The 26,836-nt window shown below is 53.1% G+C and carries 28 protein-coding genes and 2 pseudogenes; 13 read left to right on the plus strand and 17 right to left on the minus strand.

All coding sequences use genetic code 11. From position 1 onward, the window contains the following. Positions 1-145 precede the first annotated feature (145 nt). The 5 genes from JQR90_RS19580 to JQR90_RS19600 all read left to right on the plus strand — a co-directional run bounded on the left by JQR90_RS19580 (position 146) and on the right by JQR90_RS19600 (position 3,123). Positions 146-667, plus strand: a complete 522-nt coding sequence (locus JQR90_RS19580) for a hypothetical protein (protein ID WP_010798859.1) — start codon at positions 146-148, stop codon at positions 665-667. A gap of 9 nt (positions 668-676) precedes the next feature. Further along, the gene (locus JQR90_RS19585; protein ID WP_010798860.1) at positions 677-1,123 is read left to right on the plus strand and encodes a DUF421 domain-containing protein; all 447 of its coding nucleotides are present in this window, start codon (positions 677-679) and stop codon (positions 1,121-1,123) included. Positions 1,124-1,263: 140 nt separating this feature from the next. Then, positions 1,264-1,695 (plus strand): DUF3597 domain-containing protein, encoded by a 432-nt coding sequence (locus JQR90_RS19590; RefSeq protein WP_010798861.1) that lies wholly within the window; start codon positions 1,264-1,266, stop codon positions 1,693-1,695. Between the two features lie 308 nt (positions 1,696-2,003). After that, positions 2,004-2,381, plus strand: coding sequence for a VOC family protein (locus JQR90_RS19595; RefSeq protein ID WP_010798862.1), 378 nt, complete (start codon positions 2,004-2,006; stop codon positions 2,379-2,381). A gap of 310 nt (positions 2,382-2,691) precedes the next feature. Then, a complete protein-coding gene (locus tag JQR90_RS19600; protein WP_010798863.1) occupies positions 2,692-3,123 on the plus strand; it encodes an HIT family protein in 432 nt (143 codons plus the stop codon). A gap of 118 nt (positions 3,124-3,241) precedes the next feature. Here the strand turns inward: JQR90_RS19600 and JQR90_RS19605 are convergent, their stop codons facing one another. From JQR90_RS19605 to JQR90_RS19615, 3 genes are all read right to left on the minus strand, one after another. Further along, positions 3,242-3,775: a glyoxalase superfamily protein gene (locus tag JQR90_RS19605; protein WP_010798864.1), complete on the minus strand. Its 534-nt coding sequence runs from the start codon at positions 3,773-3,775 to the stop codon at positions 3,242-3,244. 379 nt (positions 3,776-4,154) lie between these two features. Further along, entirely contained in the window at positions 4,155-5,324 is a 1,170-nt protein-coding gene (locus tag JQR90_RS19610; RefSeq protein WP_010798865.1) for a Gfo/Idh/MocA family protein, read from the minus strand. A gap of 25 nt (positions 5,325-5,349) precedes the next feature. Continuing rightward, the gene (locus tag JQR90_RS19615; protein WP_010798866.1) at positions 5,350-6,273 is read right to left on the minus strand and encodes a TIM barrel protein; all 924 of its coding nucleotides are present in this window, start codon (positions 6,271-6,273) and stop codon (positions 5,350-5,352) included. Positions 6,274-6,644: 371 nt separating this feature from the next. Between JQR90_RS19615 and JQR90_RS19620 the strand changes: the two genes are divergently transcribed. Together JQR90_RS19620 and JQR90_RS19625 are read left to right on the plus strand one after the other, a co-directional pair. Further along, positions 6,645-7,706 carry a LacI family DNA-binding transcriptional regulator gene (locus tag JQR90_RS19620; protein WP_010798867.1) on the plus strand — a complete coding sequence of 354 codons (1,062 nt, stop codon included), beginning with the start codon at positions 6,645-6,647 and terminating at the stop codon, positions 7,704-7,706. 175 nt (positions 7,707-7,881) lie between these two features. Continuing rightward, positions 7,882-8,133 (plus strand): DUF1654 domain-containing protein, encoded by a 252-nt coding sequence (locus JQR90_RS19625; RefSeq protein ID WP_051370278.1) that lies wholly within the window; start codon positions 7,882-7,884, stop codon positions 8,131-8,133. A 248-nt stretch (positions 8,134-8,381) separates the two neighbouring features. On the opposite strand, the gene JQR90_RS19630 is transcribed toward JQR90_RS19625, so the two are convergent. The 3 genes and pseudogenes from JQR90_RS19630 to JQR90_RS19640 form a co-directional block, all read right to left on the minus strand. Then, positions 8,382-8,624 carry a hypothetical protein gene (locus JQR90_RS19630; RefSeq protein ID WP_244294495.1) on the minus strand — a complete coding sequence of 81 codons (243 nt, stop codon included), beginning with the start codon at positions 8,622-8,624 and terminating at the stop codon, positions 8,382-8,384. 30 nt (positions 8,625-8,654) lie between these two features. Continuing rightward, positions 8,655-9,227: a GAF domain-containing protein gene (locus tag JQR90_RS19635; RefSeq protein WP_434140882.1), complete on the minus strand. Its 573-nt coding sequence runs from the start codon at positions 9,225-9,227 to the stop codon at positions 8,655-8,657. A gap of 387 nt (positions 9,228-9,614) precedes the next feature. Beyond that, positions 9,615-9,779, minus strand: a pseudogene (locus tag JQR90_RS19640) (IS5/IS1182 family transposase); the annotation flags it as partial. A gap of 260 nt (positions 9,780-10,039) precedes the next feature. On the opposite strand from JQR90_RS19640, the gene JQR90_RS19645 reads away from it, so the two are divergent. Next, entirely contained in the window at positions 10,040-10,471 is a 432-nt protein-coding gene (locus JQR90_RS19645) for a carboxymuconolactone decarboxylase family protein (protein WP_010798870.1), read from the plus strand. A 145-nt stretch (positions 10,472-10,616) separates the two neighbouring features. Here the strand turns inward: JQR90_RS19645 and yghU are convergent, their stop codons facing one another. Then, complete coding sequence (gene yghU, locus JQR90_RS19650; RefSeq protein ID WP_010798871.1) at positions 10,617-11,456, minus strand: glutathione-dependent disulfide-bond oxidoreductase; 840 nt, start codon at positions 11,454-11,456, stop codon at positions 10,617-10,619. A gap of 685 nt (positions 11,457-12,141) precedes the next feature. Here yghU and JQR90_RS19655 point away from each other — a divergent pair. After that, complete coding sequence (locus JQR90_RS19655; RefSeq protein ID WP_073450765.1) at positions 12,142-13,020, plus strand: glycoside hydrolase family protein; 879 nt, start codon at positions 12,142-12,144, stop codon at positions 13,018-13,020. Between the two features lie 269 nt (positions 13,021-13,289). After that, complete coding sequence (locus JQR90_RS19660) at positions 13,290-13,661, plus strand: hypothetical protein (protein ID WP_010798873.1); 372 nt, start codon at positions 13,290-13,292, stop codon at positions 13,659-13,661. A 120-nt stretch (positions 13,662-13,781) separates the two neighbouring features. Here the strand turns inward: JQR90_RS19660 and JQR90_RS19665 are convergent. Beyond that, a pseudogene (locus JQR90_RS19665) lies at positions 13,782-13,955 on the minus strand (ATP-binding protein); the annotation flags it as partial. 106 nt (positions 13,956-14,061) lie between these two features. Beyond that, positions 14,062-14,847, minus strand: coding sequence for a hypothetical protein (locus tag JQR90_RS19670; RefSeq protein WP_073450763.1), 786 nt, complete (start codon positions 14,845-14,847; stop codon positions 14,062-14,064). Positions 14,848-15,364: 517 nt separating this feature from the next. Here JQR90_RS19670 and JQR90_RS19675 point away from each other — a divergent pair. Next, on the plus strand, positions 15,365-16,771 hold the full coding sequence (locus JQR90_RS19675; RefSeq protein WP_010798877.1) for an APC family permease: 1,407 nt from the start codon (positions 15,365-15,367) through the stop codon (positions 16,769-16,771). A gap of 83 nt (positions 16,772-16,854) precedes the next feature. Here the strand turns inward: JQR90_RS19675 and JQR90_RS19680 are convergent, their stop codons facing one another. The 7 genes from JQR90_RS19680 to JQR90_RS19710 form a co-directional block, all read right to left on the minus strand. Next, positions 16,855-17,316, minus strand: a complete 462-nt coding sequence (locus tag JQR90_RS19680) for a nuclear transport factor 2 family protein (protein WP_010798878.1) — start codon at positions 17,314-17,316, stop codon at positions 16,855-16,857. Between the two features lie 90 nt (positions 17,317-17,406). Continuing rightward, positions 17,407-17,760: a hypothetical protein gene (locus tag JQR90_RS19685; protein ID WP_051370264.1), complete on the minus strand. Its 354-nt coding sequence runs from the start codon at positions 17,758-17,760 to the stop codon at positions 17,407-17,409. Further along, positions 17,694-18,455, minus strand: coding sequence for an MFS transporter (locus JQR90_RS19690; RefSeq protein WP_010798879.1), 762 nt, complete (start codon positions 18,453-18,455; stop codon positions 17,694-17,696). The genes JQR90_RS19685 and JQR90_RS19690 overlap by 67 nt, the downstream gene beginning before the upstream one ends. Next, positions 18,452-19,060, minus strand: a complete 609-nt coding sequence (locus JQR90_RS19695; protein ID WP_010798880.1) for a TetR/AcrR family transcriptional regulator — start codon at positions 19,058-19,060, stop codon at positions 18,452-18,454. Before JQR90_RS19695 ends, JQR90_RS19690 begins: the two co-directional genes overlap by 4 nt. A gap of 319 nt (positions 19,061-19,379) precedes the next feature. After that, a complete protein-coding gene (locus tag JQR90_RS19700) occupies positions 19,380-19,577 on the minus strand; it encodes a hypothetical protein (RefSeq protein WP_010798881.1) in 198 nt (65 codons plus the stop codon). Positions 19,578-19,780: 203 nt separating this feature from the next. Then, a complete protein-coding gene (locus tag JQR90_RS19705) occupies positions 19,781-21,487 on the minus strand; it encodes a putative bifunctional diguanylate cyclase/phosphodiesterase (RefSeq protein WP_010798882.1) in 1,707 nt (568 codons plus the stop codon). Between the two features lie 286 nt (positions 21,488-21,773). Then, positions 21,774-22,691, minus strand: coding sequence for a LysR substrate-binding domain-containing protein (locus JQR90_RS19710; protein ID WP_010798883.1), 918 nt, complete (start codon positions 22,689-22,691; stop codon positions 21,774-21,776). Between the two features lie 98 nt (positions 22,692-22,789). Between JQR90_RS19710 and JQR90_RS19715 the strand changes: the two genes are divergently transcribed. Both JQR90_RS19715 and JQR90_RS19720 read left to right on the plus strand, forming a co-directional pair. Continuing rightward, positions 22,790-23,995 carry an MFS transporter gene (locus JQR90_RS19715; RefSeq protein WP_010798884.1) on the plus strand — a complete coding sequence of 402 codons (1,206 nt, stop codon included), beginning with the start codon at positions 22,790-22,792 and terminating at the stop codon, positions 23,993-23,995. Positions 23,996-24,007: 12 nt separating this feature from the next. Further along, complete coding sequence (locus JQR90_RS19720; protein WP_010798885.1) at positions 24,008-24,934, plus strand: TIGR03571 family LLM class oxidoreductase; 927 nt, start codon at positions 24,008-24,010, stop codon at positions 24,932-24,934. Positions 24,935-24,971: 37 nt separating this feature from the next. On the opposite strand, the gene mrdA is transcribed toward JQR90_RS19720, so the two are convergent. Next, the gene (gene mrdA, locus JQR90_RS19725; RefSeq protein ID WP_434141127.1) at positions 24,972-26,819 is read right to left on the minus strand and encodes a penicillin-binding protein 2; all 1,848 of its coding nucleotides are present in this window, start codon (positions 26,817-26,819) and stop codon (positions 24,972-24,974) included. Positions 26,820-26,836: the final 17 nt, after the last annotated feature.

A 26,836-nucleotide genomic window follows, 5' to 3' on the forward strand; every position in this document is an offset into this window, starting at 1 on the left:
TTGCAGACGTAATGCTTAAGGGCTTGGTTTCTGGCCGCCGTATGCGGTGTGCTGCGATAGGGGGATGAGGCGAGGCACGGCGTGTACGCGCAGAACTAATGAGTGTCCCGGCTTTCAACCGTAACAACAGGTCAGGGACGTAAATATGTCAACGCCAGACGATAAGAACGAATTTTCCAGCCGCCAGTATCCGATCCAAGAAGACCTTTGCGTACAGAAACGGATCTGGATGATCGAGCGTATAGGCTGGCACATGCTGTGCGCCATTGTCATCCTGACGTTGCTTGGTCTGTTCTCCAAGGGTCCACTAAGTCATACCGAAATCCAGAGTCCTGATGGCGAACTGATCATTGTCTACGAGCGCTTTGCACGTAATGGTGCATCCATGCCGGTCACCATCAAGGCCAAGGCTGGAGCAGATGGAAAAGCGACCATCCTGCTCGACGGCAGTCTGTTGGACTCATTCAGTGTCGACAGCCTGCAACCCGAGCCAGTCGAATCCCGCAGCTACGGTTCAGGGATGCGCCTTACCTACCTGGCTGATGATCGAGGCTGGGTCCAGACGCACCTGAGTCTTCGGGCACAGGGGGTTGGTCTGTCTCGCAGTGTCGTTTCAACGCTGACTTCAGGGCCCGCCCTGCAACTGACGCAATTCATTTATCCGTAAGGAGCAATCATGGACGCGGTATTACGCGCTGCGGCGGTTTATCTGGTGGTCTTTGTTATCTTCAAGATTGCCGGGCGGCGTACCCTGGCTGAGATCACAACGTTTGATTTTGTGCTACTTCTGATTATTGGCGAGGCGACCCAACAGGCGTTGCTGGGCGATGATTTTTCCGTAACCAACGCAGCGCTCATCATCGTGACCCTGGTAGTCATCGATATCGGGTTATCGCTGGTCAAGGAGCGGTCCCCCAAGCTTGCGCGGTTCATAGACGGGATGCCCATGATCATCGTAGAGAATGGACAGGTGCTTAAGGCGAGACTGAACAAGGTACGTCTGGCCGAGGAGGACCTCCTGGAGGCGGCCCGTACCACGCATGGGCTTGAGCGAATGGATCAGATCAAATATGCGATTCTGGAGAAAAATGGTGCCATCTCCATTATTCCGAAGGAGAAGTAACACCAACAGGAATGAAGATGTTGGGTCTGGTCTCAAACTAATGGCATTTATTTCAAACTAATTCCTCGACACAGCGGTCGGAAGATAGGCAAGCCCTGCACAAGCAGGTCACCGTCTCGATTGATAGATGAGGAGTTTATATGAGCCTATTTGGCAATATCTTGTCCAAGCTTGGTATTGGTAAAGAAGCACACGCTGCCGAACCTACCGCGCAGCAGCCGGGCAGCACTGATGCAGCGGCAGGTACGCCCGCTGGCACGTCATCCTCGTCCACGGATACAGCTACCGGAGCCGCACCACAGGCCATCAGTCAGGTGGATGTGGCTGCCAAGCTCGACGGGCTGGCGGCCAACCATGCCGAAAAGCTCAACTGGAAAACGTCCATTGTCGATCTGCTCAAGCTGCTTGACCTGGACAGCAGCCTGTCTGCTCGTCAGGAGCTCGCCAAAGAACTGAACTGCCCAGCAGACAAACTGCAGGACTCCGCGCAGATGAACATGTGGCTGCACAAAGCTGTACTGCAAAAGCTGGCTGAGAACGGCGGCAACGTACCCGCAGATCTGCTGGACTAGTGTCGCTAGCGAAGCCTTACTGATGAGCGCAGGCAGGTAATATCTTGGATAAATAGGCCAAGGGATATCTAGCCTGCGCTCATGAGAAATAACACTGCAACTGACCGATAGCTGCTATAAGAAAATATGTAGTCATTGAGTTATATCCCAATGTCTACTATGAAATTGCTTTCGACTGCTTCTAACTACTCGTAGTTAGAGTCAGCTTTTAAAGGAGGTTGGCTTTTTAATTTTTGGTTTTCGAAGTGGTAGTTGCCGAAGCGGTATATGCTCGACTCCATTCATAAATCAAAAAGCAGGCTACAAGCATGTACCCAAAGCTGAATCGCATCATGCTGTACGTCAGAGACGTCCAGGTTACTTGTACCTTTTATGAACGCTATTTCGGTTTCGCTAGTAAGATTGACGTTGATGATCTTATCGCTGAACTAATACCAAAAGATAAAGATGGCGGTGCCATTATTATGGTTCATCCTGCCGGGAAGGGCATAAAAGTAGGACAAGCTGCCGTCAAACTCGTTTTTGATGTTAAGGATGTAGATAGCTTTAAAGAGCAGTGCATGACCCAGGGGTTAAGGTTTGGCATTACTCATCATGCTGACGGTTATTCTTTTGCGAATGCTAAAGACCCAGACGGCAACTCAATATCTATATCCAGCAGGGCGTTCGCTGTGCTCAGTAGATAAGACAGTTGAGGTCAATCCATAAGCTCTACCTCTTACCTTAACTGATATGCCTGTATGGTATGCGGTAGTCGCTGGGTTATATCTGAAAGACAACAGCATTTTAAATGCAAATTATTGGCTGGAAGTGATAATTCGAAAATTTAATCAACGCTGCCCTTTTAAAGGGTCGCCACACGCTTTAGTGTTTGATACGGAAGATTTAGTACTTGCGAGAAGGTGCGGTGGCAATCGTCATAAGGGAAATGATCAAACCAAAGTCAGAGAATTCTGAACAAAGACCTAGCCGGTAATGCCGCTATTAAGGACACGCATGTCACTCATTTCAGATCGTGTGGCGCTCGCACGTACCGGAGCAAACGACAAAGTTATTTGCCGTATGGCCTCTGGCTGGGCAGTTATGGGCGATGTACAGTTTCTTCCAGGCTATTGCCTGTTGCTTCCAGATCCTGTTGTTCCTAGCCTGAATGATCTTGATGCTGAGTCTAGAACCACCTACCTACTCGAAATGACACGTATCGGCGATGCTGTTCTAGAGGCTACCGGGGCACTGCGTATGAATTACGAAATATTGGGTAATTCAGAACCAGAACTCCATTGTCACATTTTTTCCCGCTATGCATCGGAACCCGAACAGCATCGTAAAATGCCTGTTTGGTTCTATGACTGGAAAGCCGCTCCCCCATACACAGAAGAAGTTCATGGAAATCTGCGTAAGAAAATTGCTCAACTTTTGGCTTCATAAAGCTGAGTGGTTGCTTTACCTAGCAGACTCAAACCTCCCTTTGGCTGATCGCTATTGTCATTCAGGGCTGGGTAGTCGTTGAGCTATACCCAAGCGACTACCAAGCTCAGTGAGCTAATCAGTCTTGGTAGAAGCGGAAGCGATTACCGAAAGGATCATGGACTTCCATAACCTGTCCCCAGGGCTGATGAACAATCTCTGGGCGTCCGTAGCTATAGTGTTTTGCTAATAGCTCATCGCGAAAGGCCTTGATGTTTTGCATCGGTACAAAGATCGTGGACCCCGGACTGGAGTCGCCATGATGTTCGGATAAATGAAGTTTGAGACCGCCTCGGTCAATACCAAGGTAAAGCGGCAGATGAGCTTCAAATCGATGTTCGAACTCGACGCTGAAACCCAGGAAGTCCAGGTAAAACTCCCGTGCCTTGGTTTCATCAAATATCCGAAGTATAGGGACAGATCTTCCGAAGATAGGGTTGTTTTGCGTTTGGTCTTCTTTTGAAAGTGCTGCTGAGGCAGTGTTCCAATCCTTGTAACCCAGTTGATGTGAGACCAACTCAAGCGCAGTAGAGTGGGGTATGTCTTGATTACGCTCTGCCAATGAAGCACGCAATCTTCTAGCCATCTGTTTGGCTTGCTCAATTGAAATCATCGTTCCTCCTGAAAGCGAAGCATTCTGGAGCTCGCATTACCAATGCTTCGGTGATCAGAGAAGCGATTTGGGAGAGAACATGGATGCTTTCACCTTACCCAAGGGGTGCGAGCGGCAGGCAGCAACGGCCCGCCACGATAGTACTCCTTTAAGCCCTTCATGCCGAGCCGTTTAGAAGGAGCCTACCCAATTCCAAGGGGGCAGGCAGCGGTGCCTGATCAGGGCAGGTGGTTGCTATTCTCTCATGCGCAGCGAGGAAGCCAGAATGAGTGGTATTTTCAGTGATGAGAAACTTTCGCTGAGCAGGTCGCAGCTGCACTGAATGTAGGTTGTTCATAGGGAACGGCCATCGTAAAGGCTTAGCTGTTCAGGATGCAGGTCAATAGTCAACCCATGCGCCGTCCTGATCTGCAGACTGTACGCAGCGCTCAACCCAACGCACTCCCTCGACGCCAGCATGGATGTCAGGGTAACGAAGCGTCTTTAATAGCGTGCTATCGTTACGGTCCGTCGCGTCCATGGCCAGGGCGAAGCGGTAGTAGAGATTGGCCCACGCCTCGAAAAGCCCCTCGGGGTGGCCTGCGCCGATGCGGTCGTCGATCAGGGCGTTGGCGTGGAGGTAGGTCATGCCGCGCTCTAAAACTTGGGCTGGTTGACCCTGGATTTCGAATGAAAGTTGGTTAGGACGTTCATCCCACCATTCAAGACTGGCCCTGGAGCCGATCACGCGGACCTTCTGACCATGCATGGAACCTGCGTTTACAGCACTGGACCAGACCATGCCCATGGCGCCACTGTCATATTCCATGAGGGTATAGGCATTGTCCTCCAGCGGGGCACGACTCTTGACGAAACTCTGGCGCGAGCACATCAAGCGCTTGATCTTCAGGTCAGGCAACATAACTTCTGAAATATACAGCGGATGGGTACCTATATCGCCTAGCACGTAGCTAGGGCCCGCTATGCGCGGGTCCATACGCCATAGGGCGGCCCCGTTTTGTAACTCTACGCAGTCACTATGAAAGCCGTGGGCAAATTGCAGGTGTACCATCCGAATTTCGCCCAGTTCGCCTTGGGCAATCATTTGGCGGGCCTGCTCGATCAGTTGATGGCCGGCGTAACCATAGGTCACGCCTACGATTCTATTTTTCGCCAAAGCTACTTCACGCAATGTTTCAGCTTCCGCCACTGTAAAGCACAGGGGCTTTTCACAGATTACATGCAAGCCTGCCTCCAGCGCCGCCTTGGTAATAGCGTAATGCGTGCCATTGGGTGTGGCGATGGATACCGCCTGAATACCATCTGGTCGCTGGGCCTCCTGTTCAAACAGACTGAGGTAGTCTGGGTAACAGCGTTCAGGATCGACACCTAGTGTTGTGCCAAATTTGAGGCCGCGTTCAGGATTGATATCGAATGCTCCAGCTACCAAGGCAAAGTTCTGATCACGCAAGGCGGCCGAACGATGAATGTAGCCGATCTGGCTATCACGACCGCCTCCTACCATGGCCCAGCGGATGGGGTGGGGGATACGCTTGCTGCCATTAATCATTGTTATTGTCCTTTAGCAGAGTGGGTTAGAAACCGATCGTAGAGAGATAGCTGCGGCTGGCCGCAACATCGTGCAGGGTGCCCTTGGCGTTGCGTGGATCGCGCTCCTGTTCGACGGTGATGTAGCCCTGATAACCCAGTGTTTGAATGAGTTCGTATAGGGCAGGGTAGTTGATGACGCCGCGTCCAATTGGGCACATGACCCCTTTGGCACAAGCATCAAAGAAGCTAATGCGTTCATCCATGACCTGATCGAATATCGCCTGGTCGATATCTTTGAAATGCAGGTAGTCAAGGCGACTTCCGTACTGGCGGAGCGTCGTTACCGGGTCCATGCCGGCGTAATACAAATGGCCTGTATCCAGGCACAGACCCGCAACATCGTCGGAAATATCTTCCACCAGCTGCGCCAACTCATCGGCGAACTCGATATAGCCACCGGCGTGCGGGTGAATCACTGTTCGCACGCCGTATTCCTTCCAGCTGAGGTCGGCTATGGTACGGATGTGACTCATCATGTGCTGCCAGTCCTGCTGGGGGAGACGCGGAGCCCGGTCAGAATGGCCGGCGTTATAGTCGCGTTCTTCATGTCCCCAGTCGATTACAACCAGATAGGGCATACGGAAACGTTGGCCGGGCTCCTGCTCGATAATGGGTAGGTGCGTAAGTAAGGAGCAAATAGAGTGCGTCTGCTCTAGAAGATTTGACAGGTTTCGAGGGTCGACAAGGTTATCGAAGATAGTTCCGGCAACCACATGCAGATCATGTGCGGTCAGAACATCACCGACTGTGTGAACGTCTAGCGGAAGATATCCATAAGGACCTAGTTCAATCCCACGGTAACCGGCCTGCGAGGCTTCGTGCAGTACATGCTGCCAAGGGGGAAGAAAAGGATTGTTGACGTCATCAACACCCCAACAGCAAGGGGCAGTGGATATTTTTATGGCCATGTTGCGCTCCGAGGCTTGTTGTTATGACGGGGCTGTAGCACGTGATCGAAAGGCTAGAAGGCCTAGAAAAGTAAAGCTAGAGAAGGGATGGCGTTATCTGTCAAAACCTTTCAAACAAATAGAGTAGACTTTCATTTCCTGGCAGAAACGCACGCATGCCATTTAGGAAGGCATTGAAGTCTTTCTGGTGGACTTAACTATCGAAAAGAGAACGCATAAGTCTTAAGACAGCTATGCTACAAACAGCGTGTAAGCCAATCCATTTTTAATGGAGTAGCCTGCAGCGCAGGGCCTCTTTGCTAGTAGCAGGTGCTATAGTCGCGACGGAACCTATCAAAACCTGTCAAACAAGCGGCTTAGGTAATCCACGCATGTCAGAGCCTTCTAGTGTCTCGTCGCGTCGCCCTACTATGGAAGATGTAGCCCGTCTGGCAGGGGTCAGCCTGTCAACAGTGGACCGGGTCATCAATCTGAGAGCCAGAGTGCGTGCAGACACAGCGCGGCGTATCGCTGATGCCGCATCTCAACTGGGTTTTCATGCACGGGGCATTATCGAACAGCATCTGGCAGGGCAGCGGCCCATCGTGCGGCTGGGCTTTCTGCTTATGAAGCAGGGCGTGGCGTTTTACCAAGGGTTAGCCGAAGCGCTGGCCGAGGCAGCCGCCACTACGCTCAAGGCACAGGTAAGGGTTGTGATTACCTATCTGGATGACTTCGACCCTTCTACCACGGCGCAGCGGATTCTAGCGTTGCGTGGTCAGGTAGATGCACTAGGTGTCGTTGCAGCTGATCACCGTGAGGTATGCGAAGCGGTGGCCTCCTTGCGCGCAGAGGGTATGCCTGTAATCGCTCTAGTGTCTGATTTGGCAGCCTCTGCGGGTGCAGGTTATGTAGGGTTGGATAGCCGCCGGGCGGGACGTACAGCCGGCTGGTTCATTACCCAGCTGGCTCGCCAGCCAGGGGCGGTAGCGCTATTGATCGGCACTCAGCGCTTCCAGTGTCAGGAGCTGTGTGAAATGAGCTTTCGAAGTTATTTGAGCGAGCGGGCCGGGGAGTGGGAACTTCTGGTGCCCAGGCTTACGCTGGAAGATGAAATGTTCGCTTATGAGAACACCTTGGATTTATTAAGAGGCCAGCCTGATCTGGCAGGGCTGTACGTGGCGGGAGGAGGGATAGAAGGGGTACTGCGTGCGCTCAGGGAGGTACGCGAGCGGCAAGGACGCTTACCCGTAGTGGTCTGTCATGATCTGACGCCTCTTACCCAGGCTGCCTTGAAGGATGGTCTCGTCCAGGCGGTATTGTCGCATCCGCTCGGCGTCATGGCGCAGGATGCTGTGCATGAATTGGTAAGGGCGGCTCTTGCTGCACCGGGGCAACTGCCAATGAGGCGAAATGCGCTTGCGCCGTATATCAGTACACCCGAAAGTGTGTAATCACTCCTTAGGTTAATAACTTCGTGGAGGGCCGAACGTCCTGTGAGAGGACAGCCACATACAGGATGAGCATCAGTCGCGTAACTACATACGCTCGGGAGCTGGTTCATGAAACGGCTTGATCTCCACACCACAGATATAATACTGTAAATGTATACAGTATTGGGCTATGCGTATGGCTAAAAAAACCACGTCCTCTCCACCTACCCCTAAACCCTATGACTTACTTGCTATGCGTCTTCAGCGGGTTATCAACAGTCCAGCCGCACAGCGCGCAAAAACAGCCCTGCTTGAGCGGCTCGAAAGCGATCCGGATGAGGTGTGGGAGCAGATCATGGCGGAGCTTGAGGAAACCGATAACGTAACCTTGGCTTTTCGTGATGATGGGAACGTCCAGATTTTTTGGACCGTTCCGCAGGAGGGTTGATCTGAAGCCCTCTCGGTTTCTCTGCGGCTCGATTCAAAGTGATCACCTATGTATAAACATCACCTAGCTGCGCACCGTCCATGATTGATCCAGCCGTCTGGTGTAGTTCTGGTTTATCAACTAGTGCCACATAGCTCAGTCGGGATCAGCCGTAACTCGCTCCGAGCCGGTCGGCACCTGCTGACTGCTCGGGCTGGAATAGCCCCATGGAATATTCGTCACGTTGCTTAAGGCTTGTCAGGAGGATTTCAAACTTGGCGTAAGCATAGCCCATCCTGATAGATGTGCTTCAGTCCGTGCAGGGCGTACTGGATCAGCACGCGCGTGTCATCGATGGAGTAGGGCAGGTTCAAAATGGCCCCTTTCGAGTAACGGTGCTCTGGCGGGCCGTGCATGCCGGTCTGCTTAGGATCTGGCAAAGTAACTGTTGCGCCCTGAGCCTTCCCGCAGCCCAAGCTGTGCAGCTGACCAATGACACGGCCAGGGCGCAACAGTTCTACTGGCGCTGGTCGAACGCGCAGCTAATATCTCTCATCATTCAAGTTGTAAGCAGGCTCGCTCAATGCAGCCAACGCCGGACTATTGGTTAGTAGACTAATGTCTTGTATGAGCTTGTGCATTATGATTTCGCGCTGGAGACAGTTAGCCAGATCCCGTAAGCGCATCATTTGGTCGTGTTTTAATGTTCTGGCATGAGTATCAATAATGCAGAGCGTGCCGATAGGTAGATAACCTGGCATATACAAGGGGCAACCTGCATAAAACCGAATGTAGGGGTCTCCAGTGACCAAGGGGTTATCGGCGAAACGCAGGTCGGCTTTGGTATCAGGGATATAAAGAACTGACTTCTCTAAAATTGCGTGGCCACAAAACGAAATTTCGCGAGACGTTTCACTGACTCCAAGTCCAGCGCACCCTAAGAACCACTGCCGATTTACATCTACTAGCGACACCGCTGCGATAGGTACATCGCACAAGGCCTTGGCAAGCCGAACAAACCGCTCAAAACGCTCATCCTTTTGACTATCGAGCAGGCCAAGTGAATGAAGCGCCTCTAGGCGCTCCTTTTCAACAGGGTGAAGTTGAGGAGTCATAATTTTTATATCCGAGGGCTTGCCTGTTGTGTCTAACGGCCTGGGTCGTAAAAGTGGCATAGCAGTCTGACCTTGCGAAGCCAGTTAGATACAGCCAAGAAAGGCGCAACTAACCAGGAGGCTGATTGAACGAAAATGGATAAGCCCGATGTAATCAATATCTAATGTGATAGATGTCACATTATTCCAGGTGTGTTTTAAATCTACTCCTGGCTTATCAAAGGTAAAAAATGACTGATGAATAGCTGTTTGATGCAGTTATCGCATGTATTTGGAACCAGTGAGCGGGTCGAATTCAGGCGTGAGCAAACCATGTGGCTTGTAGGCTCTGTCTGAAAAAGGTTTTCTCAAGCAAATCCGTAAGCAAGCCAGAGAAATCATGGCCTAGAAGCTGCTGGTGAGCTTCTCGAAACGGGTGACTGTTCGACAATGCTTCTTAAGCCAGTTAAAGAGCTGCTCGATAGCATTACGCTTACGATAGGCGGGTTGGTCAAAGAGTCTGGGCAGGCCTGTCCTGGGGCGGCGATGCAGCTGACGTAGGGGGAGGATGGGGCAGCTCTAGAGGTTTTCATCTAGGCTCCCGGGCGCGTCAGCCAGATTTTCTGAGTCCTTATCTGCGTCACGTCCTGAATACCATTGCCTTATTCGATGTGCACTTTACTATCTCGAGGGGCTGGCATCGGGTGCTGACACTGCACGTGAAGCCTTGACCAGCGCGCGCTAGCAGCTAGCTCGGGAGCCTTTGTTTCACACGTTAGCGTCATCGCCAATTGAAAATTAACTCGATCTATAGTTCATGGCAGGAGAGTTTCATGAGCCAGATGCGTCTTCCTTTCGCTACCTTATCGCCAGCCGCCTATGAAGGTTTACTGACTACCAATAATGCCCTGGTCAAGGGTTCACTTGGCATTTCGCTGGTGGAGCTTGTCTATTTACGTGTTTCACAGATTAACGGCTGCGCCTATTGCCTAGGTAAACATGCCAAAGCGCTACGTGAAGCAGGCATGGCTCAGGCCAAGCTTGATTGCCTGGCCGGGTGGCGTATCAGCGAGCACTTTGATGCGCGGGAAAAGGCCGCCCTTGCCTGGGCGGAGATCCTTACCCATGTCTCCAGCCAGGGTGCGCCCGATGCTGTATACCAGCCGCTGAAAGAACATTTTAGCGATGCGCAAATTTCCGATCTAACCTTTGCCATTTCGCTGATGAATGCGTTCAACCGACTGGCGGTAGGGATGCAGCTCTAGCAGAAGCACTTGATAATGTGTTGGGCTTAACTGTGCAACATTTCGGCGAGCGGTGTTTAAGGCAAAACAAGCAGGACGGTGACTGAAAGCAGAGCCGTTTGCTTGCGTGTGGCGTCGGCCATCAGATGGCCGACGCTGCTGATGATCAGTCCAGATCCGACGCGTCGTGCCGCTCGGGTACTTGGTCTGTCTCTTCACCCCATGTGCGGTTGACCTTACGTCCACGAATCACGGCGGGGCGTTTGGCAATGTCAGCTGCCCAGCGCTGCACATGAGTGTAGTCCTGCACCGAGAGAAACTCGGCGGCATTGTATAGACCACCCTGTACAAGAACGCCGTACCAGGGCCAAATGGCCATGTCGGCAATGGTGTACTCATCGCCTGCAATGTAACGACGTTCGGCCAGCTGCCGATCCAGCACGTCGAGCTGGCGCTTGGTTTCCATGGCATAACGGTTGATGGGGTATTCGAGCTTTTCTGGAGCATAGGCATAAAAATGCCCAAAGCCGCCGCCTACGAAAGGGGCCGAACCCATTTGCCAGAACAGCCAGTTCAGGGTTTCGGTACGTGCCAGTGTGTCGGTTGGTAGAAAGGCACCGAACTTTTCGGCCAGATAGACAAGAATGGCGCCCGATTCTAATACTCGAACAGGCGCGTCACCGCCGTGATCGGCGAGAGCAGGGATTTTTGAATTAGGGTTGACCTCGACAAAGCCGCTGGAGAACTGGTCGCCCTCGCCAATCTTGATCAGCCAGGCATCGTATTCGGCGCCGGTATGGCCCAAGGCAAGCAATTCCTCCAGCATGATGGTGACTTTTACGCCGTTTGGCGTAGCCAGCGAATACAACTGCAGGGGGTGCTTACCAACCGGAAGAGCCTTTTCATGTGTTGGCCCGGCTACGGGGCGATTGATATTGGCAAAGGTACCACCTGAGGCAGTGGTAGGTTTCCAGATCTTGGGTGGGACGTAAGTGGTATCACTCATGACAGTTTCCTTGGCCGGAGCTAATAAAGTGCGGTCGTCAAATGTGATGATGGGACCGCCTGACCAGCAGTACGTTTCCAGTTGCGCCAGGCTATAGGCTAGCGAAAGAGCAGAAGCACTCGGCATGGCTGGAAATCAACGCCCTGACTGAGGGGCAGCCGCGGGTATGACTGCATCAGACTGACTCAATCGCTTTGAAGCGTTTCAACCGAGTATGACAGAACAGTAGCTTTATGATGAAACCGTATCTGCTCTTTCATGATGCAGTAAGCGAGCATAAGTCAACGAAGATCAAGATACCTGCCCATCGTACTGGATACAACGAATAGACTTGGTATTCGCTTAGGATCATGTATATCGATGTTTAAGGGCATATCTTTAAGAGCGTATATTCAAGCGGTATAAAATATATAAAGGCTACTGCTGGATATATTATTGATTTAATAGAATGGCAGCTTTAGTCAACTATTTATACGGGTATGTCGTTGTAATGATTAAACTTGGTTGTGCTATAGCGAGACTTGGACCTACTTTGAATAGGTAAGGTGACTAGACTATAAAAGTCTCACCGTAATCTGCTGAAACTGACCAGTTGAGCGTCAGGTTGACAGAGAACTACACTCGCCTACGCTCCAGAGATACTGCTTGAAATGGCACTCCTGAGGCATTTGTACAAGGAGAGGGGATGGGATCTTTTATACGGCGACTAGCGGTAACGCTGGGCATACTCGTTACGCTTGTAGGTTCACCTTTGATTCAAACGGACCCATCTAGTAAAAGTCCTAAACGGGGCATTGCATATGATCTAACCTCTGGAAAGGATATGAGTGCGTTATCTTCGGGGATAAGTTGGTGGTACAACTGGAGCCCTCGTCCTAGTGATGCCGTAAGTGCTTATAACTATGCGGACGTATATAAAATGGATTTCATTCCCATGGTATGGAATGAAAACTTTAATGAGGGAGAGTTGCAGATGTATCTGACAGCTCATCCCACCATACGTTATCTGCTTGTGATCAACGAACCCAATCTGGTTGATCAAGCTAATTTGACGCCCCAGGCAGCGGCCGCCCTGTGGCCTCGCCTCGAGTCCATCTCCCGCAACACGGGCGTCAAGCTGGTGGGTCCGGCAATGAATTGGGGCACTCTTTCAGGCTATTCAGACCCGGTTGCGTGGCTCGACGCCTTTTTTGCTGCGTACAGTTCGGCCCACGCGGGTCGAGATCCGCAAATCGATTATCTGGCATTTCATTGGTACGACTATGGGCTGTCTGGAATGCTTGATCGCCTTGCCCGCTATGGTCGGCCGTTCTGGGTTACTGAATTTGCGAATTGGCATTCCTTGCCTGACGGAGCGCAGATCGACTCCGTAGAAAAACAGAAGCAGCAGATGACCGAAATGGTCGCCCTGCTAGAATCCCGTTCCGATGTATTTCGTTATGCCTGGTTTTCCGGTCGAGTCGATAATGATGTGCATCACTCGAGTCTCCTGGCCAATGACGGCACGCTGACGGAGCTGGGCCGACACTATATATCGCTTCCATTCAATCAGGGCGCCCAGTAAATATCGTCTTTATAGCCATTATAACAATGTGTGGACAGGCCGCTTCGACGTTTGCTCGTCCTGTAAGCAGCTAGCTTAGTAAGAGAGCTGCTGCGGTTTATTCTGAGCAACTCCTTAAGTAGGTGCCAGATTGAATGAGGTGACTGACGCAGGGGCCGGACTTGAGAGATAACTATCTTTCAACGTAATAGAAGGTATCTCGGCAAACAATTTTTTGAGTGTCAGGTTGCCTCCTACCATAGTGCTCATACCCACCTGAGCACTCAGCCATGACTCTCTCATCTCTCTTTCATAACGCCAGCATGGGCGCCTTGCTGTCCGGACTGATCCTGTTGTCAGGCTGTGCCACTTCCCAGACGGCTTATCTGCAGGACGGAACAGCTGGATACGCCGTGGAGTGCAACGGCTTGTTAGGCCATTGGTCGTCCTGCCATTCGGAAGCGGCGCTACTGTGTGGAGATGAGAGTTATCGTGTGATTAGCCGCAACCGTCTGGATGGCATCACAGAGGAAGAGGCGGAAACCCTTTCCTCCCGCGAAGCGTATCGTGAGCGCAGCATGCTCGTTCAATGTAATGGTCATCAGATTTCCTGGCGTGTAGGCCTGCTGCCACACAGATCATTCCTGGAGCGCTCCTCTTGAGACCTGACGGCTATTCAAAGCGGCTTTGGTAGAGGAAAGGGTTCGCCTGCCTCATGCGGAGGGAATCTGGAGAGATGGGTCTAGCGCGACTGAACGGTGCGCTATCAGTACCTGCAAACGTCAGGCGTTCATCAGTTCGCCTACCCGGGCAGCAAGCATGTCGATTGCAAAAGGTTTGGTCAGTATCTGCATGCCAGGATCAAGGTGGCCGTTACCAATAGCTGCGTTTTCGGCGTATCCCGTGATGAACAGGGTTTTTAGCGTGGGGCGAACTTCTCGCCCTGCATCGGTAATTGCTGACACAGATAAGGGAGTATTAATTGAATGAATATGAGCATGGCCGTTTTGCTTATGGCCATACTCAGCGGTAGTGACTTGAGCGTCCGCTTGGGCGAATAGCTTATTGAATGACGCGGGCGCTATTGCCAGTTCCTGTCTGGGTCAGCGTCGTGTTACTGCCCGCATAGTGTCGTAACTGTTCCACGTGGGCATCATTAAATGTCCCGGTTTGAGACACGACTGTGTGGCTGGCACCTTCGTACGAGGCCTGGTTTATGAAGGCGGTATTGAAATCGCCCTCTTGGTCCAGCCTTATCGAGCCGTTATATTGCCCGCTTTGCTGGATATCGGCAGCATTACCATTGCCAATCATAGTGCCGGTAATGGTCTCAGATATGGTGGCTTGATCAACATGAACGGTATTGGCATTGCCAATCACATCGTAGTCGATACTGCTTTGTTCGGCACCTTGCTCGATAGTGACGTTGTTGTCATCGCCTTGAGTATCGCTACGTATTGTGGACCCGTATCCATAAATATATTTAGCTGAAGGTATGAGGAGCTGGTTATTAGCGCCTACTTGTGATGCAGTTAAGCGATTGTCAGAGCGGATGTTTTGGATATTGGCCCGGTTGTTATCGCCACTCTGAAGCAGGTCGACCTGACTATAGTAGAACTGCTGTGCCACAATTACGGCTTGATTGCCGTCGCCTTGTAATTGCCGAAGAGTGACAGTGCTATCTGAGCCTTGCTGATAAACAGTGGCTTGGCTGTTGGTTGCCGTTTGTTCGATTGATGCAGAAAGATAATCCCCTTCCTGAGTAAGTTCTGCTGTATTCATTTCCGCTAAAGCACTAAGGCTGATTGAAAACAGGGCAGTGACGACAAGTGGTTTATGGCCAAACATAGCGCGCTCCATCCTTTCCATGACAGTTGACCGGGACGAACTGAATTCTGATTCTCTGCCTGTAGCCAGGATCAGGCTATCGCTCTAAAGGGTGGAAACGATGCGGTTTACTGGTTTAAAGAATTAGCTCTAGGCCTTAATGCAAATGTTTCAATAGCACTTGTGCTGACCGTGAGTGACCATGACGTTCCAAAATCAGGTTTCGACATGACAATAGCCGCAAGACTCGCATGACCAGTCTGTAACAGGCAGGTCGATTGTTTGGCATCTTCTATCTCCCAGGCCATTTTCAGATTGTTGCCCGTGCGCGCTCACCATCGATTCGCTGAAGGCGTAGTAATGGCTCATGGCCGTGTCAACGGCTGTACGATCAAGCTGACACCCTCATGCAAAAAGGGCGGCATCCAGAGACAAGTAATCCTGGCGGCTGTGCCTCACAGTAGAAGGCATCTGTAGGCACATCGTCCTGCAGCGCAGCAGTTAATGCTCAACGCCATGATGCGGAGAGGGTGACACTATGAATTCGAAAAGTGCTTCAGTGCTTGCGAACGCCAATGTTTCTACCGGAACAACAGTACCCATAAGGAAAAAGCTGGGCTTTCTCACCATGATGTCGATCTGCGTCGGTGTGGTCATCGTGCAGGGGTCGATGATTTCAGCGACGCAGGGGATTGGCTTGGGCGGGATGGGGTTCATTGCCGCCATGATCATGGCATTTACGCTTGCGCTATTCAATGCCATGACGTTCTCCGAATTGTCCCTGATGTATCCTCAGGCCGGGACGTTGGCTACGTACACGCAAAAGGCGATTGGTCATTTTCCCGCTATCGTGGCGGTATTTGCTGGTTATGTCGTGGTCGCAATGCTGGCACTGCCTGTGGAGATGTTTCTGGTAGATGCTATTGTCGGTCAATTGCTGCCTGGCCTGTTTCCGCCCAAGGTAGTGCCTATCGCCATTCTGATCATTCTGACGATTACCAATCTGGTGGGGGCCGATGTGTTTGCTCGGGTGCAGAACATGCTGGCCTTTATTTTGGTAGGCGCTCTGGTCCTGATTGGCTTGTCTGCCGTAACGGGGTTTGTGGCACCGCACCCGGATATTACGGAAACCGGAGTGGATTGGAGCTTTGTCTCTATCCGGGATGGAAGCTTTCTGGGATTAGTCGCGCTGGCCATGTGGTTGATGGTAGGCGTCGAATTCATCTGTCCCATGATTGCAGAAGTCCATCGACCTGAACGCAATATTCCTCGTGCAATGTTCCTGTCGCTGCTGGTAATGCTGGCGATCTTTCTGACCTTTGCCGTCGGTGCGTCCTACTATCTCGGCGTGGAGACATTGACTACTTCACCGCTGCCTTATCTTGACTATGCGAATGCGGTGTTTGGCAAGGCAGGTCTGCTGATTGCGACAGTCATGGCTTGTGCCGCAACGTGCAGTACCATCAACACGGTTCTTGCCGCGGTTGCACGTATGCTGCAGGGGATGGCTGAGAACGGCCAGGTTTTTCCGCAGTTCAAGTGTGTGAGCAAGCGCTTTGGAACGCCATGGGTGGCGATTCTTTTTCTCTCTGCAATTGTTTCCCTGCCAGTATTGCTCGGCAGCATTGAATCGCTCATCACCCTGGTCATTGCTGCCTCTACCAGTTGGTTGCTGGCTTACATGGTAGCTCATATCAATGTGATCGTTCTTCGCTGGCGCATGCCTGAGCACGCTCGCCCCTACAAGACACCGTTTTACCCATTGCCTCAATTGCTGGGCATTCTGGGGATGGGCTATGTCGCGCTCCATAATTCACCTTCGCCAGAGATAACCGAGCAGGTCTACAAGATTACCGGCGGTATTCTGCTGGTGGTCAGCCTTGTTGCGGCGTTCTGGGTAAAGGTCTACATGAAGCGCAAGCTGTTCGAGCCTGATCTTTCCTGAGCCAGCGATGTAGAAAAGGGCACGGGTGTGCCCTTTTCATCAAGCAGGCCGTTGATTCTTTCATCAACGGCTATTAACGGTCGCTAGAACATGGTGTTTTCGTTGGCAGCCTGCTCAGGGACATCCTGAATGACATCCCAATGCTCGACGATCTTGCCTTTCTCGACCTTGAATATATCTACCACCGCCTGGCCTCGATCATTCGTCCCGTTAGTGGAATGTACGTGCAGATACACCAGATCCCCTTCGGTAGCGCTGCGTACAACCTTGGCCTTTGAATTGGGATTGTCCTTGAAGAAGCCTGTGAAATAGTCCACAAAAGGTGCCTTCCCATCCGGTACTTCAGGGTTGTGCTGCCGGTAGTTATTAGCAATCACTGTGGCGGCCTCGGCTGTTTCATGACGATTGAAGAACTGATCGTAAAATGTAAGGACCAACGTCCGGTTGGCTTCTTCAGCTGTCAGGTCTCGAGGTGGCTGCGCCAACGCAATGCCACTCATGACCAGACCAAGACCCGCAACACTCAGCTTATACATAATGTTCATGGTGATGTCCTTTTGGATGGAACGCTATTGCTGCTTCGCCTGATGTCAGGTGAAGCTTGAATAACAAGACCCTTTGCTTGCCATGCGACTTCAGTGCGAAGAGGCTTCTTCCATGGCATGACCAGAGCGTATAGACGCGCACAAGACCAGCGCCAGTGCACCGCAGATCCCTATGGTTGCTGGAAGCGAAGTTATGCCGGCGGCTGCAAAACTCACCACATAACCCACACCGGCAGACATGAGATAGTGCATGACGCCCATCAGTGCAGATGCAATGCCGGCTTGCTTACCTGCATCGGCCATGGTCAGTGCGGTAAGGTTGCCAAAGACCAGACCCAGCGCACCGATTGCGAGTGCGAGCAGGCTGCCATAGATCTCTAGCGTTGCATGCCCTGCCTGAGCCAGTAAAAACAGCCCGGCTCCTGCCAGCGCATGTAATCCCATACCAGCCAATGCAATCGCTCGGGTGCTCCATCCACGTTTGGCCGGCGCATCTGTCGAACGTAAGCAGACATGATTCGGCCAACATTCAGCGGCGCACGTTGGGCTTTGGGCTGAGAGTCGGGCAGAACCGCAAGGCTCCATACAAACCCGGCGAGACCAAGGCCGCATAGGCACCAGAAAATAAGTCGCCAGCTACCGTGCTCAAGAAAGAACCCACCCAATAGGGGCGCGGTGATTGGAGCGATCATCATCACCTGCATCAGCAGTGAGAAAATGCGTGCGGATTCCTTCACGGTGCAAAGGTCGGCGACGATGGCTCGTGGCGTCACCAGACCAGCCGCTGCGCCCAAGGCCTGCAGAAAACGTGCAGCCATGAGCCACTCTATCGAAGGGGCCAGCGCGGCAAGGGCAGAGCCGGCAACAAATATACCGACACCGATCAGTAAAGGGGTACGTCGGCCAAAGCTGTCGAGCAGCAGACCATAAACGCCCTGACCAACCGCCAGGCCTGCCAGGAAGATGGAAAGTGTTTGTTGAATACGACCCTCTGAGACCTGCAAATCCATTGCCATAGCGGGCATCCCAGGAAGATACATGTCGATAGCCATCGCATCCAGGGCAGTGACCAGCGCGAGCAGGAGCACCAGCGCCAGGCCAATCGTGTTGGCGTCTCGTGTAGCTGATATCCGGCTCATGCCACTGCCCCCGACTTGATTGCAGTTGCCAAGGCGTTCGATAGCATGCGCTCCAGTGCCGTGAGTCGTACGGCTGCATGGGCAGTATCGGTATAGACCAGCTTGACCTGAAGGCTGTCGACTATTCCGATATACGCGTGGCTATAGAGCCGAACATCTTCATCTGCCAAAGTGTCTGGGGTATCGGTCCAGGCTCTCAGGCGACCCGTAAAGGCTTCCTGCAGTTGTGCGAGATAAGTTTCATGGCCGCTGTAGATAGGTACCGCCAAAACGGCTGGCGGCATATAGCCTGCACGTAACAGAAACTTAAGGTAATCGGACTCATCGTAGCGCGCGATCAGGTTGGTGCAATAGGTGAGTCCGGGTAGGGTTTTGGATTCTTCCGATACAAAACACTGGTGCGCTATGTCCTGCTCCATGCGCAATGCCTCTGCAAAGATCTGCATATACAGATCGTCCTTGCTATCGAAGTGCGCGTACAGAGAGGCTTTACGAATACCGACCGCTTCAGCGATGTCGGCAAGAGACGAGGCGTCATAACCGCGGTGGGCAAAGTGAGTGACGGCTGCTGAAACAATGCGGTCGGCAGCGGGAGAGCGATTCATAACTGGAGCCTTCAATAGTGGCAGTACTAGCTGTTCAAGCCATCATAATAGCTACCTACCGGTCGGTAGGTAAAGAGGCGATTATTTCTGTGTGTGTGCCCATCAAAAAGGTGACCAGATAGAAGCGTGAGCAGGTATTACCTCAAACCGAGCGGGATTGCAGTATTAAAAGCGAATAATGAAAAGCCAGTTTTTGAACCTATTCCTTTGTTGCCCGCTTGTCGTCATTAGCCTAGACGCCTGCAACTAACGACACGTTGGAGCACTGGAGCACTACAGTCGCTGGCTCCAACGTATCTTTCTGGTCACAGTACTGACTTCAGCAGTTTTTCTTCTGCGGGTCAGCCTGCTTGACGGATGCGGTAGCGGACGCTTCTGCTTTTTCCTTCTGCATTAGGATGGCTTGCTGATTCTTGATCAGTAGTTTGTCCTGCATCAGGGATGATTCTTCAGCGGAGGCACCTTGAGCAGCGAGAAGGAGCGTGGTGGTGACAAGGGCAGCTTTCATAATGGTCATTGCGGTGACTCGTGTGGGTTGATGTGTCCATTATGCAATGCTTTGAATTGGGAAATAATTAGGCTGCTAGTGAATGGATTATTTCGATTTTTAAAACTATAAGGCCGATATCGCAACTGCGTGTGCCATGCTGCTCTGATGAAGGTGTCATAGAGGTGAAACACATTCCGATACGCTGGCTGCTGTAAAAGCGTACGGTCTGTTTATGGACTCAAATCTTGCTGGCTCTCACCTTCCCAGGAAGGCGACCGGGAATAATGTTCGACCCATTTCAAGACCTGATCGGCAGGCATGGGCCGGGCGATGCCATATCCCTGGGCCAGCTGGCATCCTATCTCAAGCAGCATTTTGCCTTGAGAGCGCGTTTCGACGCCCTCGGCCAGTACCTCTCGGTCAAAGGCCTTGGACAGACCGATAATGGCTTCGGAAAGGGCTAGATCTTCCTTGTCAGTCAAAATGTCGCGCACGAACGATTGATCAATTTTAATGGTCTGGGCGGGCAAGCGCTTGAGGTAGCTCAGGGAGGAGTAACCCGTCCCAAAGTCATCCAGTGAAAAGGTTACGCCCATGGCTTGGCAGGCCATCAGGCAATGCGTGACATGCTCCATGTTCTCGATGGCAGTCGACTCGACGATCTCGATGTCCAGCAGGTTTGGTGAAACTTCCGGATGCCGGTCCAGTATCGTCCGCAGGCGCTCGACAAAGTTGGGTTTCTGAAAGTGCCGGGCAGCAATATTGACACTCACCGGCCAGCTATGACCCAGGAGACTCCACTGCTTGATTTGACGCAGGGCTTGATCGATGACCCATTCACCAATCTCCACGATGAGGTCATTGCGTTCGACGAAAGGCAGGAATTGAAGCGGAGGAACCAATCCCTCATAGGGGCTCTGCCAGCGTAGCAGGGCTTCGAATCCGATAACCTTGCCGGTCTGCAGGTTGACCTTAGGTTGGTAATACAAGCGCAGTTCCTGCCTCATCAGGGCCTGCTCCAGACGTGCCAGCATCAGGGAGGCTGCCCGCGCTTCGTTGTTGGTTGGCACATCAAAAATCTGAAAGCGGTTTCGTCCGTCTTGCTTGGCCTGATACATGGCCTGGTCGGCATGGCGCAAAAGGGTATCTGGATCCTCGTTATCATTGGGGTAGATAGTAACGCCGATGCTGCCGGCAATCTCCAGACTCTGGCCATCAATCTCGTAGGGCTGGGAAAGCGTTTCGAGTAGGCGGCGCAGGCTGATGGGGAGTGTTTGCAGTTGGATGTCGTTGAGGATCAGGACAAACTCGTCGCCCCCCATTCGGGCCAATGTATCCTCCTCACGGAGCGTTTCGTGCAATCGATTGGCCACTTCTACCAGCAGGCGATCCCCGATGGCATGCCCGTAGGTATCATTGATGATCTTGAACCCATCCAGATCAAGCATGCCCAGCGCGAGTAGGCGGTGATGGCGGCGAGCTGAGGAAATAGCCATGCCCAGGCGTTCATGCAGCAATGCCCGATTAGGCAGGCCAGTCAACACGTCATGGGACGCCCGCCACTGCAGTGCTTGAAGCAGCTCCTGATGCTCGGTCACATCGAAGCGGATTGAGATGTATTTGACGACTTTCTGGGTTTCGTCGTCCGTAATCGGCACGATGGTGCTGTTTACCCAGTACAGGGAGCCATCCTTGCGGCGATTGCAGATCTCTCCCTTCCAGATCTCACCCCGGGTGATGGTGGCCCAGATGCTATCGTAGAACTCCTGCGGATGCTGGCCCGAGTTCAGAATACGATGGTTGGAGCCTAGAAGCTCCTCTTTGCTGTAACCCGACACGGCACAGAACTGATCGTTAACGTAGGTAATGGTCCCGTCTGGATCGGTTTCGGAGAAAATGGCAGCCGCGTCTACCGCAGTCCTGTATTTATCGGTCATGTTAGATAGCAACTACCGCAAAGAATGATATTCAAGCAGCTTGATCTATCGAAGCGCTTCCCGCCTACCGAAGCCAGGACTAGAGATTGGAGTACGATCCGGGCTTACAGCGACGTTAGCACTGCCTCGGCGGTTTGTGCCCGCTGCAAGCACACCGTTGATCCGATAATCGCTGTTCTAGGTCGGGCATAGCGGAAGTGCCTGGCTCTAGAACATGTGGGACCAGAAGAACACGATTAGTGTTCTTGGTTATGGGTGCTGCTTTGCCAGCTGGAGTTAGAGCCTTCTAAGGCGGTGTGCCCACCTGAGCCCAAGGCTCCTGGCCCAGCGCAGTGGTCACGTAATCCAGAAAGCATGTGATGCGGGAGGCGAGGGCGGTGTTGCGATAATAAACCGCATGAATCGGTTGTCGCGCCTCGACCGTTTCCCGGGAGAGCAGCTCTATCAGCTCACCGGAGACTCGGTCGCGCTGCGTCATGAAATCGGACAGGCAAACGATCCCTATGCCTTGCAAGGCCATATGACGGAGCGTCTCGCCGCTGGAAGCCTTGAGCGCAGGGTTAACAGAGAGGCTGTCTCCCAGTGGGTGACGCAGGGGCCACTGATTTAGACTTTCGGGTTGGGTAAAGCCGAGCAGCTGGTGATGATCCAGTTCGTCAACGGAATGAGGCTGGCCGTTCGCTTTCAAGTAAGTGGGGCTGGCCAGTACCCGTAACCGGCTGCTGCCAAGCGGTCGAGCATGTAGAGTTGAGTCCTTCAACGTACCAATCCGGATGGCGATGTCCGTACGGTGTTCGATCAGGTCGATGATTTGGTCACTGCTGTGCAGCTCCAGTTCGATTTCGGGATAACGCTTGTGAAACCCTTCTACAAGCGGGACCAGTGCATGCAGCATGAAGGGCGAGGCGGCATTCACGCGCAAACGTCCCGCCGGGCGTTGCCGCCGTATGGCCATCTGCTCTTCGGTTTCTTCAACGGCCGCCAGGATCTTGCGCGCCTGAGTCAGCAATGTCTCGCCTTCCTCTGTCAACTCAAGCCGGCGCGTCGTCCGTCTGAGCAGGGTGACGTCGAGCTTTTCTTCGAGTCGGCTGAGGGCCCGGCTGACACCAGAGGCCGTTTGGTCCAAATGGTCGGCGGCTGCGGTAATGGAACCGGTATCCACTACGGTGGTAAACGCAAGTAATTCATCGAGGGTCGTTTTCATTCGTGAATTTTAATCAAAAATAATATGCTTGAAACCCTATTTTTAGGCATGAATAAGACGCGCACACTGGCTTCATCTACTTCAACGGAGTCTTTTTCATGCCTATTGCCTTGTTGGCGCTAACGCTTAGCGCCTTTGCCATTGGGACTACTGAATTTGTCATTGTCGGTCTTATTCCTACCATTGCAGCTGATTTGCAGGTTACGTTGCCATCAGCGGGTCTGCTGGTCAGTCTGTACGCTTTGGGTGTTGCGGTAGGGGCGCCTGTATTGACTGCGCTGACCGGCCGGGTTCCACGTAAGTTTCTCCTGCTGGCGCTGATGGTGTTATTCACGCTAGGTAACCTTCTGGCGTGGCGGGCACCTGGATATGAGTCACTGATTCTGGCTCGTATCGTGACTGGCCTGGCCCACGGTGTGTTCTTCTCCATCGGCTCGACCATCGCGACTAGTCTGGTGCCAAAGGAGAAAGCGGCAAGTGCCATTGCCATCATGTTTACCGGCCTTACGGTTGCGCTGGTGACAGGTGTCCCGCTGGGCACATTCATTGGGCAGCATGTGGGCTGGCGAGAAACATTTCTGGCTGTTTCGGCATTGGGAATAATGGCTTTTATTGGGAGCCTGATGTTTGTTCCTTCAGACATCAAGCACAGCAAGCCTGCGTCTTTGCTGCAGCAACTGCAGGTACTGAAAGCCCCTCGGCTACTGCTGGTATATGCCATGACTGCAGTGGGTTACGGTGGCTCCTTCATTGCCTTTACGTTCCTGGCGCCGATACTGCAAGACATCACCGGGCTTGGTGCGAATGCGGTCAGCCTGGTATTGCTGATATACGGTATCTCGGTGGCTATCGGTAATATCTGGGGCGGTAAGCTGGCCGATAAACGTGGTCCTATCCGTGCGCTGATGATTATCTTTGCACTGTTGGCTGCGGTGTTGTTCGTATTGACCTTTACTGCAAGCCATATCTGGTTGGCATTGGCAACCGTACTGGTCTGGGGAGCGGTGGCGTTTGGCAACGTGCCGGGTCTGCAGGTATATGTTGTCCAGCAGGCGGAGCAGCATACGCCGCAGGCGGTGGATGTGGCCTCTGGTCTTAACATTGCCGCGTTCAACCTAGGCATTGCCGGGGGCGCTTGGTTGGGTGGGCATATCGTTGCGCAGGTCGGGCTTATTCATACGGCCTGGATCGGCGGGCTGGTGGTCTTGGTTGCATTGGGGCTGACCCTACTCAGTGGCCGATTGGATCAGCGTAACCCGAGTGCAGCGATGCCATCCCGCACTACACTCACGCCAAGTCACTGATAGGAGTCTTGTATGTCATCTGCATTGAGAGCATTGACTGCCGAAGGCTTCAGCATTGGGATCGAGCTTCCTCTGGATAATGACTGGACGGCAGCGGGTGGGCTGGCACGGCAGCACGCCGGCCGCCTACCCGGCGAGCCTGACCTTGAGGCGCATGCTGAACTGGCAAGGCTGGCGGATCGGCTAGGATACCGGGCCCTGTGGATACGCGATGTGCCGCTATACGATCCGGAGTTTGGCGATGCCGCCCAGGTATTCGAGGCGTTTAGTTATCTGGGTTATCTGGCCGGTATTACGGAGCGCATTCTGCTTGGTACGGCCGCCATTGTGTTGCCGCTGCGTGAGCCGATGCTGACCATGAAGTCCGCCGCAACCATTCACCAACTGAGCAAGGGACGACTGCTATTAGGTGTCGCCAGCGGCGACAGGCCAGTGGAGTATCCGGTGTTTGGCAAAAGCTATGACAGCCGCAGCCATGCGTTTCGAACCCAGATCGGTATGTTCCGCGATTGGGGCGCGACCAAACTGCCTGCGGGTATACGGTTGCTGCCCCGTCCGGCAGAGCCGTTACCGCTGTTAGTCGCCGGTATGGCCCAACAGCGGCCGGACTGGATCGGTGAGCAGATGGATGGCTTGCTGGCTTATCCTGGAACACCCGTTGAGCATGTACAGCGCAGCGCACTCTGGCGCAGCGTTGCCGGTGACAAGCCATACATAAGCTTTATCCATCTGGACCTGCTGGCGGACCCGAACGCCTCCTTGGTGCGACATCGCTTTGGTATTGCGGCGGGGCGTCGGGAGCTGATCAAAGAGCTTGAGGCCATGAAGGCGGCCGGTGTGCAGCATATCGGCCTGCATTTCCGGCGTAATCAGCGTCCTGTAGCCCAGACGATGGAGGAGATTGCAGAGTACGTTCTGCCGGTTTTTCACGCTAAATAAGAAAACCGGGCCGTAAACCGGCCCGGTCACTCCAGATTTAGCCGTGTACATCCGAGGAGTTTTTGGGGCTGTGCGCGTACTGCTCCTTCAGATGACCGTCTGCATTGAGAAGCCAGGCGTCCATGACCTCCCGCACCACAGGGCCTGCTACACGGCCTCCCGCCTCACCGTTCTCGATCATGACCGCCACCACGATCTTCGGATCTTCTGCCGGGGCAAACCCTACAAACAGCGCATTGTCACGGTTACGTTCCTTGACTTTGGTGCGGTCGTACCGTTCACCCTGCCGTATGGCGACCACCTGCGCCGTACCACTCTTGCCGGCGATACGGTACTGCGCCCCCTGAGCAGCCTGTCGTGCGATGCCTCGAGGGGCATGCATCACCATCTGCATGCCTTCGTTCACGGCATCCCACACGCGCGGGTCATGCAGCTTGATGTTTGGCACTGGGTTTGGGTCCTGTATTGGCGAGTCACCTATGAGCTTGGCCAGGTGAGGTCGATGCCATACGCCTTTGCTGGCAATCAGCGATGTAGCCTGGGCGAGCTGAAGCGGTGTGACCTGCATATAGCCCTGGCCAATTCCCAGGATAAGCGTCTCACCGGGATACCACATCTGCCGGCGTGTGGCGCGCTTCCATTCCCGGGACGGCATCAGGCCGGTCGCCTCGCTATCCATGTCGATGGACACACGCTGTCCTAATCCAAAGTGCGACAGATAGTCGTGCAGGTTATCGATACCCAGACGATGGGCCACCTCATAAAAGTAGGTGTCGTTGGAGCGCATGATGGCGGCATCCAGATCCACCCAGCCATCGCCATTACGGTTCCAGTTCCGATATTTGTGATCGTAATTGGGCAACTCGTAATAACCGGGATCGAAGATGCGCGTGGCCGGTGTGATCACGCCGGTATCCAGCCCTGCGATGGCGACTTCCGGCTTGATGGTCGAGCCGGGAGCATAAAGTCCGCGCAGCACCCGGTTGTAGAGAGGACGGTCGATGGAGTCCCGCAGCTGGGCATAATCCTTGAAGCTGATGCCTTTGACGAACAGGTTGGGGTCGAAGCTGGGCTTGCTCACCATGGCAAGAACCTCGCCTGTGTTCGGGTCGAGGGCCACGATGGCGCCTCGGCGATCACCCAGGGCGTGTTCAGCGGCCTTTTGCAGGTTGATATCCAGACTCAGCGTGATGTCTTTGCCCGGTATCGGATTGGTGCGGCTCAAGGTACGCAGGATGCGACCACGGGCATTGGTTTCGACCTCTTCGTAGCCAACCTGCCCGTGCAGTTCGTCTTCATAGAAGTGTTCTACACCCGTCTTGCCGATGATATCGGTGCCGCTGTAATTGGTCTCGTCGAGTTTCTTCTGCTCTGCATCATTGATGCGCCCGACATAACCAACTACATGAGCAAAGTCATCACCGTAGGGGTAATGGCGAATGAAGTGCGCTTCGACATCCGTACCGGGCAGCATGAACTGATTGACGGCCAGCTTGGCAATCTGCTCCTCCGACAGATCGGAAATCAGCGTGATGGGCTGGTAGGGGCGATGAACCTGATGCACAACGTGTTCGAAATCTTCCAGGTCTTCCTCAGGAAGATCCAGCGTCTTGATGACGTTATGCAGGACCTCATCCAACTTTCCGGCACGCTCTTTGGTCAGGGTGAGGTCAAAGCTTGGCTTGTTGCCCGCGATCACGACACCGTTGCGATCATAGATCAAGCCCCGAGCCGGTGGGATAGGAAGAACATGAACACGGTTATTTTCCGATAGGGTCGTGTTGTAGCCATAGGTGATGACCTGTAGGTAATACATTCGGCCCATCAGGACGAGAAACAGAAAGAACGTGATTACCGAAAAAACGAAGACGCGGCGGTTCGCCATCTTGGCGTTGCGCTCGT

The organism is Pseudomonas sp. JZ114 (assembly GCF_051027705.1).
GTDB lineage: Bacteria > Pseudomonadota > Gammaproteobacteria > Pseudomonadales > Pseudomonadaceae > Chryseomonas > Chryseomonas luteola.

Coding starts and splice junctions, on each gene's coding strand:
- JQR90_RS19590 (WP_010798861.1), top strand. CDS start 1,264: ATGAGCCTATTTGGCAATATCTTGTCCAAGCTTGGTATTGGTAAAGAA.
- JQR90_RS19610 (WP_010798865.1), bottom strand. CDS start 5,324: ATGATTAATGGCAGCAAGCGTATCCCCCACCCCATCCGCTGGGCCATG.
- JQR90_RS19645 (WP_010798870.1), top strand. CDS start 10,040: ATGAGCCAGATGCGTCTTCCTTTCGCTACCTTATCGCCAGCCGCCTAT.
- JQR90_RS19675 (WP_010798877.1), top strand. CDS start 15,365: ATGAATTCGAAAAGTGCTTCAGTGCTTGCGAACGCCAATGTTTCTACC.
- JQR90_RS19695 (WP_010798880.1), bottom strand. CDS start 19,060: ATGAATCGCTCTCCCGCTGCCGACCGCATTGTTTCAGCAGCCGTCACT.
- JQR90_RS19710 (WP_010798883.1), bottom strand. CDS start 22,691: ATGAAAACGACCCTCGATGAATTACTTGCGTTTACCACCGTAGTGGAT.
- JQR90_RS19670 (WP_073450763.1), bottom strand. CDS start 14,847: ATGTTTGGCCATAAACCACTTGTCGTCACTGCCCTGTTTTCAATCAGC.
- JQR90_RS19580 (WP_010798859.1), top strand. CDS start 146: ATGTCAACGCCAGACGATAAGAACGAATTTTCCAGCCGCCAGTATCCG.
- JQR90_RS19625 (WP_051370278.1), top strand. CDS start 7,882: ATGGCTAAAAAAACCACGTCCTCTCCACCTACCCCTAAACCCTATGAC.
- JQR90_RS19635 (WP_434140882.1), bottom strand. CDS start 9,227: ATGACTCCTCAACTTCACCCTGTTGAAAAGGAGCGCCTAGAGGCGCTT.
- JQR90_RS19585 (WP_010798860.1), top strand. CDS start 677: ATGGACGCGGTATTACGCGCTGCGGCGGTTTATCTGGTGGTCTTTGTT.
- JQR90_RS19715 (WP_010798884.1), top strand. CDS start 22,790: ATGCCTATTGCCTTGTTGGCGCTAACGCTTAGCGCCTTTGCCATTGGG.
- yghU (WP_010798871.1), bottom strand. CDS start 11,456: ATGAGTGATACCACTTACGTCCCACCCAAGATCTGGAAACCTACCACT.
- mrdA (WP_434141127.1), bottom strand. CDS start 26,819: ATGGCGAACCGCCGCGTCTTCGTTTTTTCGGTAATCACGTTCTTTCTG.
- JQR90_RS19720 (WP_010798885.1), top strand. CDS start 24,008: ATGTCATCTGCATTGAGAGCATTGACTGCCGAAGGCTTCAGCATTGGG.
- JQR90_RS19615 (WP_010798866.1), bottom strand. CDS start 6,273: ATGGCCATAAAAATATCCACTGCCCCTTGCTGTTGGGGTGTTGATGAC.
- JQR90_RS19700 (WP_010798881.1), bottom strand. CDS start 19,577: ATGACCATTATGAAAGCTGCCCTTGTCACCACCACGCTCCTTCTCGCT.
- JQR90_RS19605 (WP_010798864.1), bottom strand. CDS start 3,775: ATGATTTCAATTGAGCAAGCCAAACAGATGGCTAGAAGATTGCGTGCT.
- JQR90_RS19620 (WP_010798867.1), top strand. CDS start 6,645: ATGTCAGAGCCTTCTAGTGTCTCGTCGCGTCGCCCTACTATGGAAGAT.
- JQR90_RS19595 (WP_010798862.1), top strand. CDS start 2,004: ATGTACCCAAAGCTGAATCGCATCATGCTGTACGTCAGAGACGTCCAG.
- JQR90_RS19660 (WP_010798873.1), top strand. CDS start 13,290: ATGACTCTCTCATCTCTCTTTCATAACGCCAGCATGGGCGCCTTGCTG.
- JQR90_RS19600 (WP_010798863.1), top strand. CDS start 2,692: ATGTCACTCATTTCAGATCGTGTGGCGCTCGCACGTACCGGAGCAAAC.
- JQR90_RS19705 (WP_010798882.1), bottom strand. CDS start 21,487: ATGACCGATAAATACAGGACTGCGGTAGACGCGGCTGCCATTTTCTCC.
- JQR90_RS19680 (WP_010798878.1), bottom strand. CDS start 17,316: ATGAACATTATGTATAAGCTGAGTGTTGCGGGTCTTGGTCTGGTCATG.
- JQR90_RS19655 (WP_073450765.1), top strand. CDS start 12,142: ATGGGATCTTTTATACGGCGACTAGCGGTAACGCTGGGCATACTCGTT.
- JQR90_RS19685 (WP_051370264.1), bottom strand. CDS start 17,760: ATGGGATTACATGCGCTGGCAGGAGCCGGGCTGTTTTTACTGGCTCAG.
- JQR90_RS19690 (WP_010798879.1), bottom strand. CDS start 18,455: ATGAGCCGGATATCAGCTACACGAGACGCCAACACGATTGGCCTGGCG.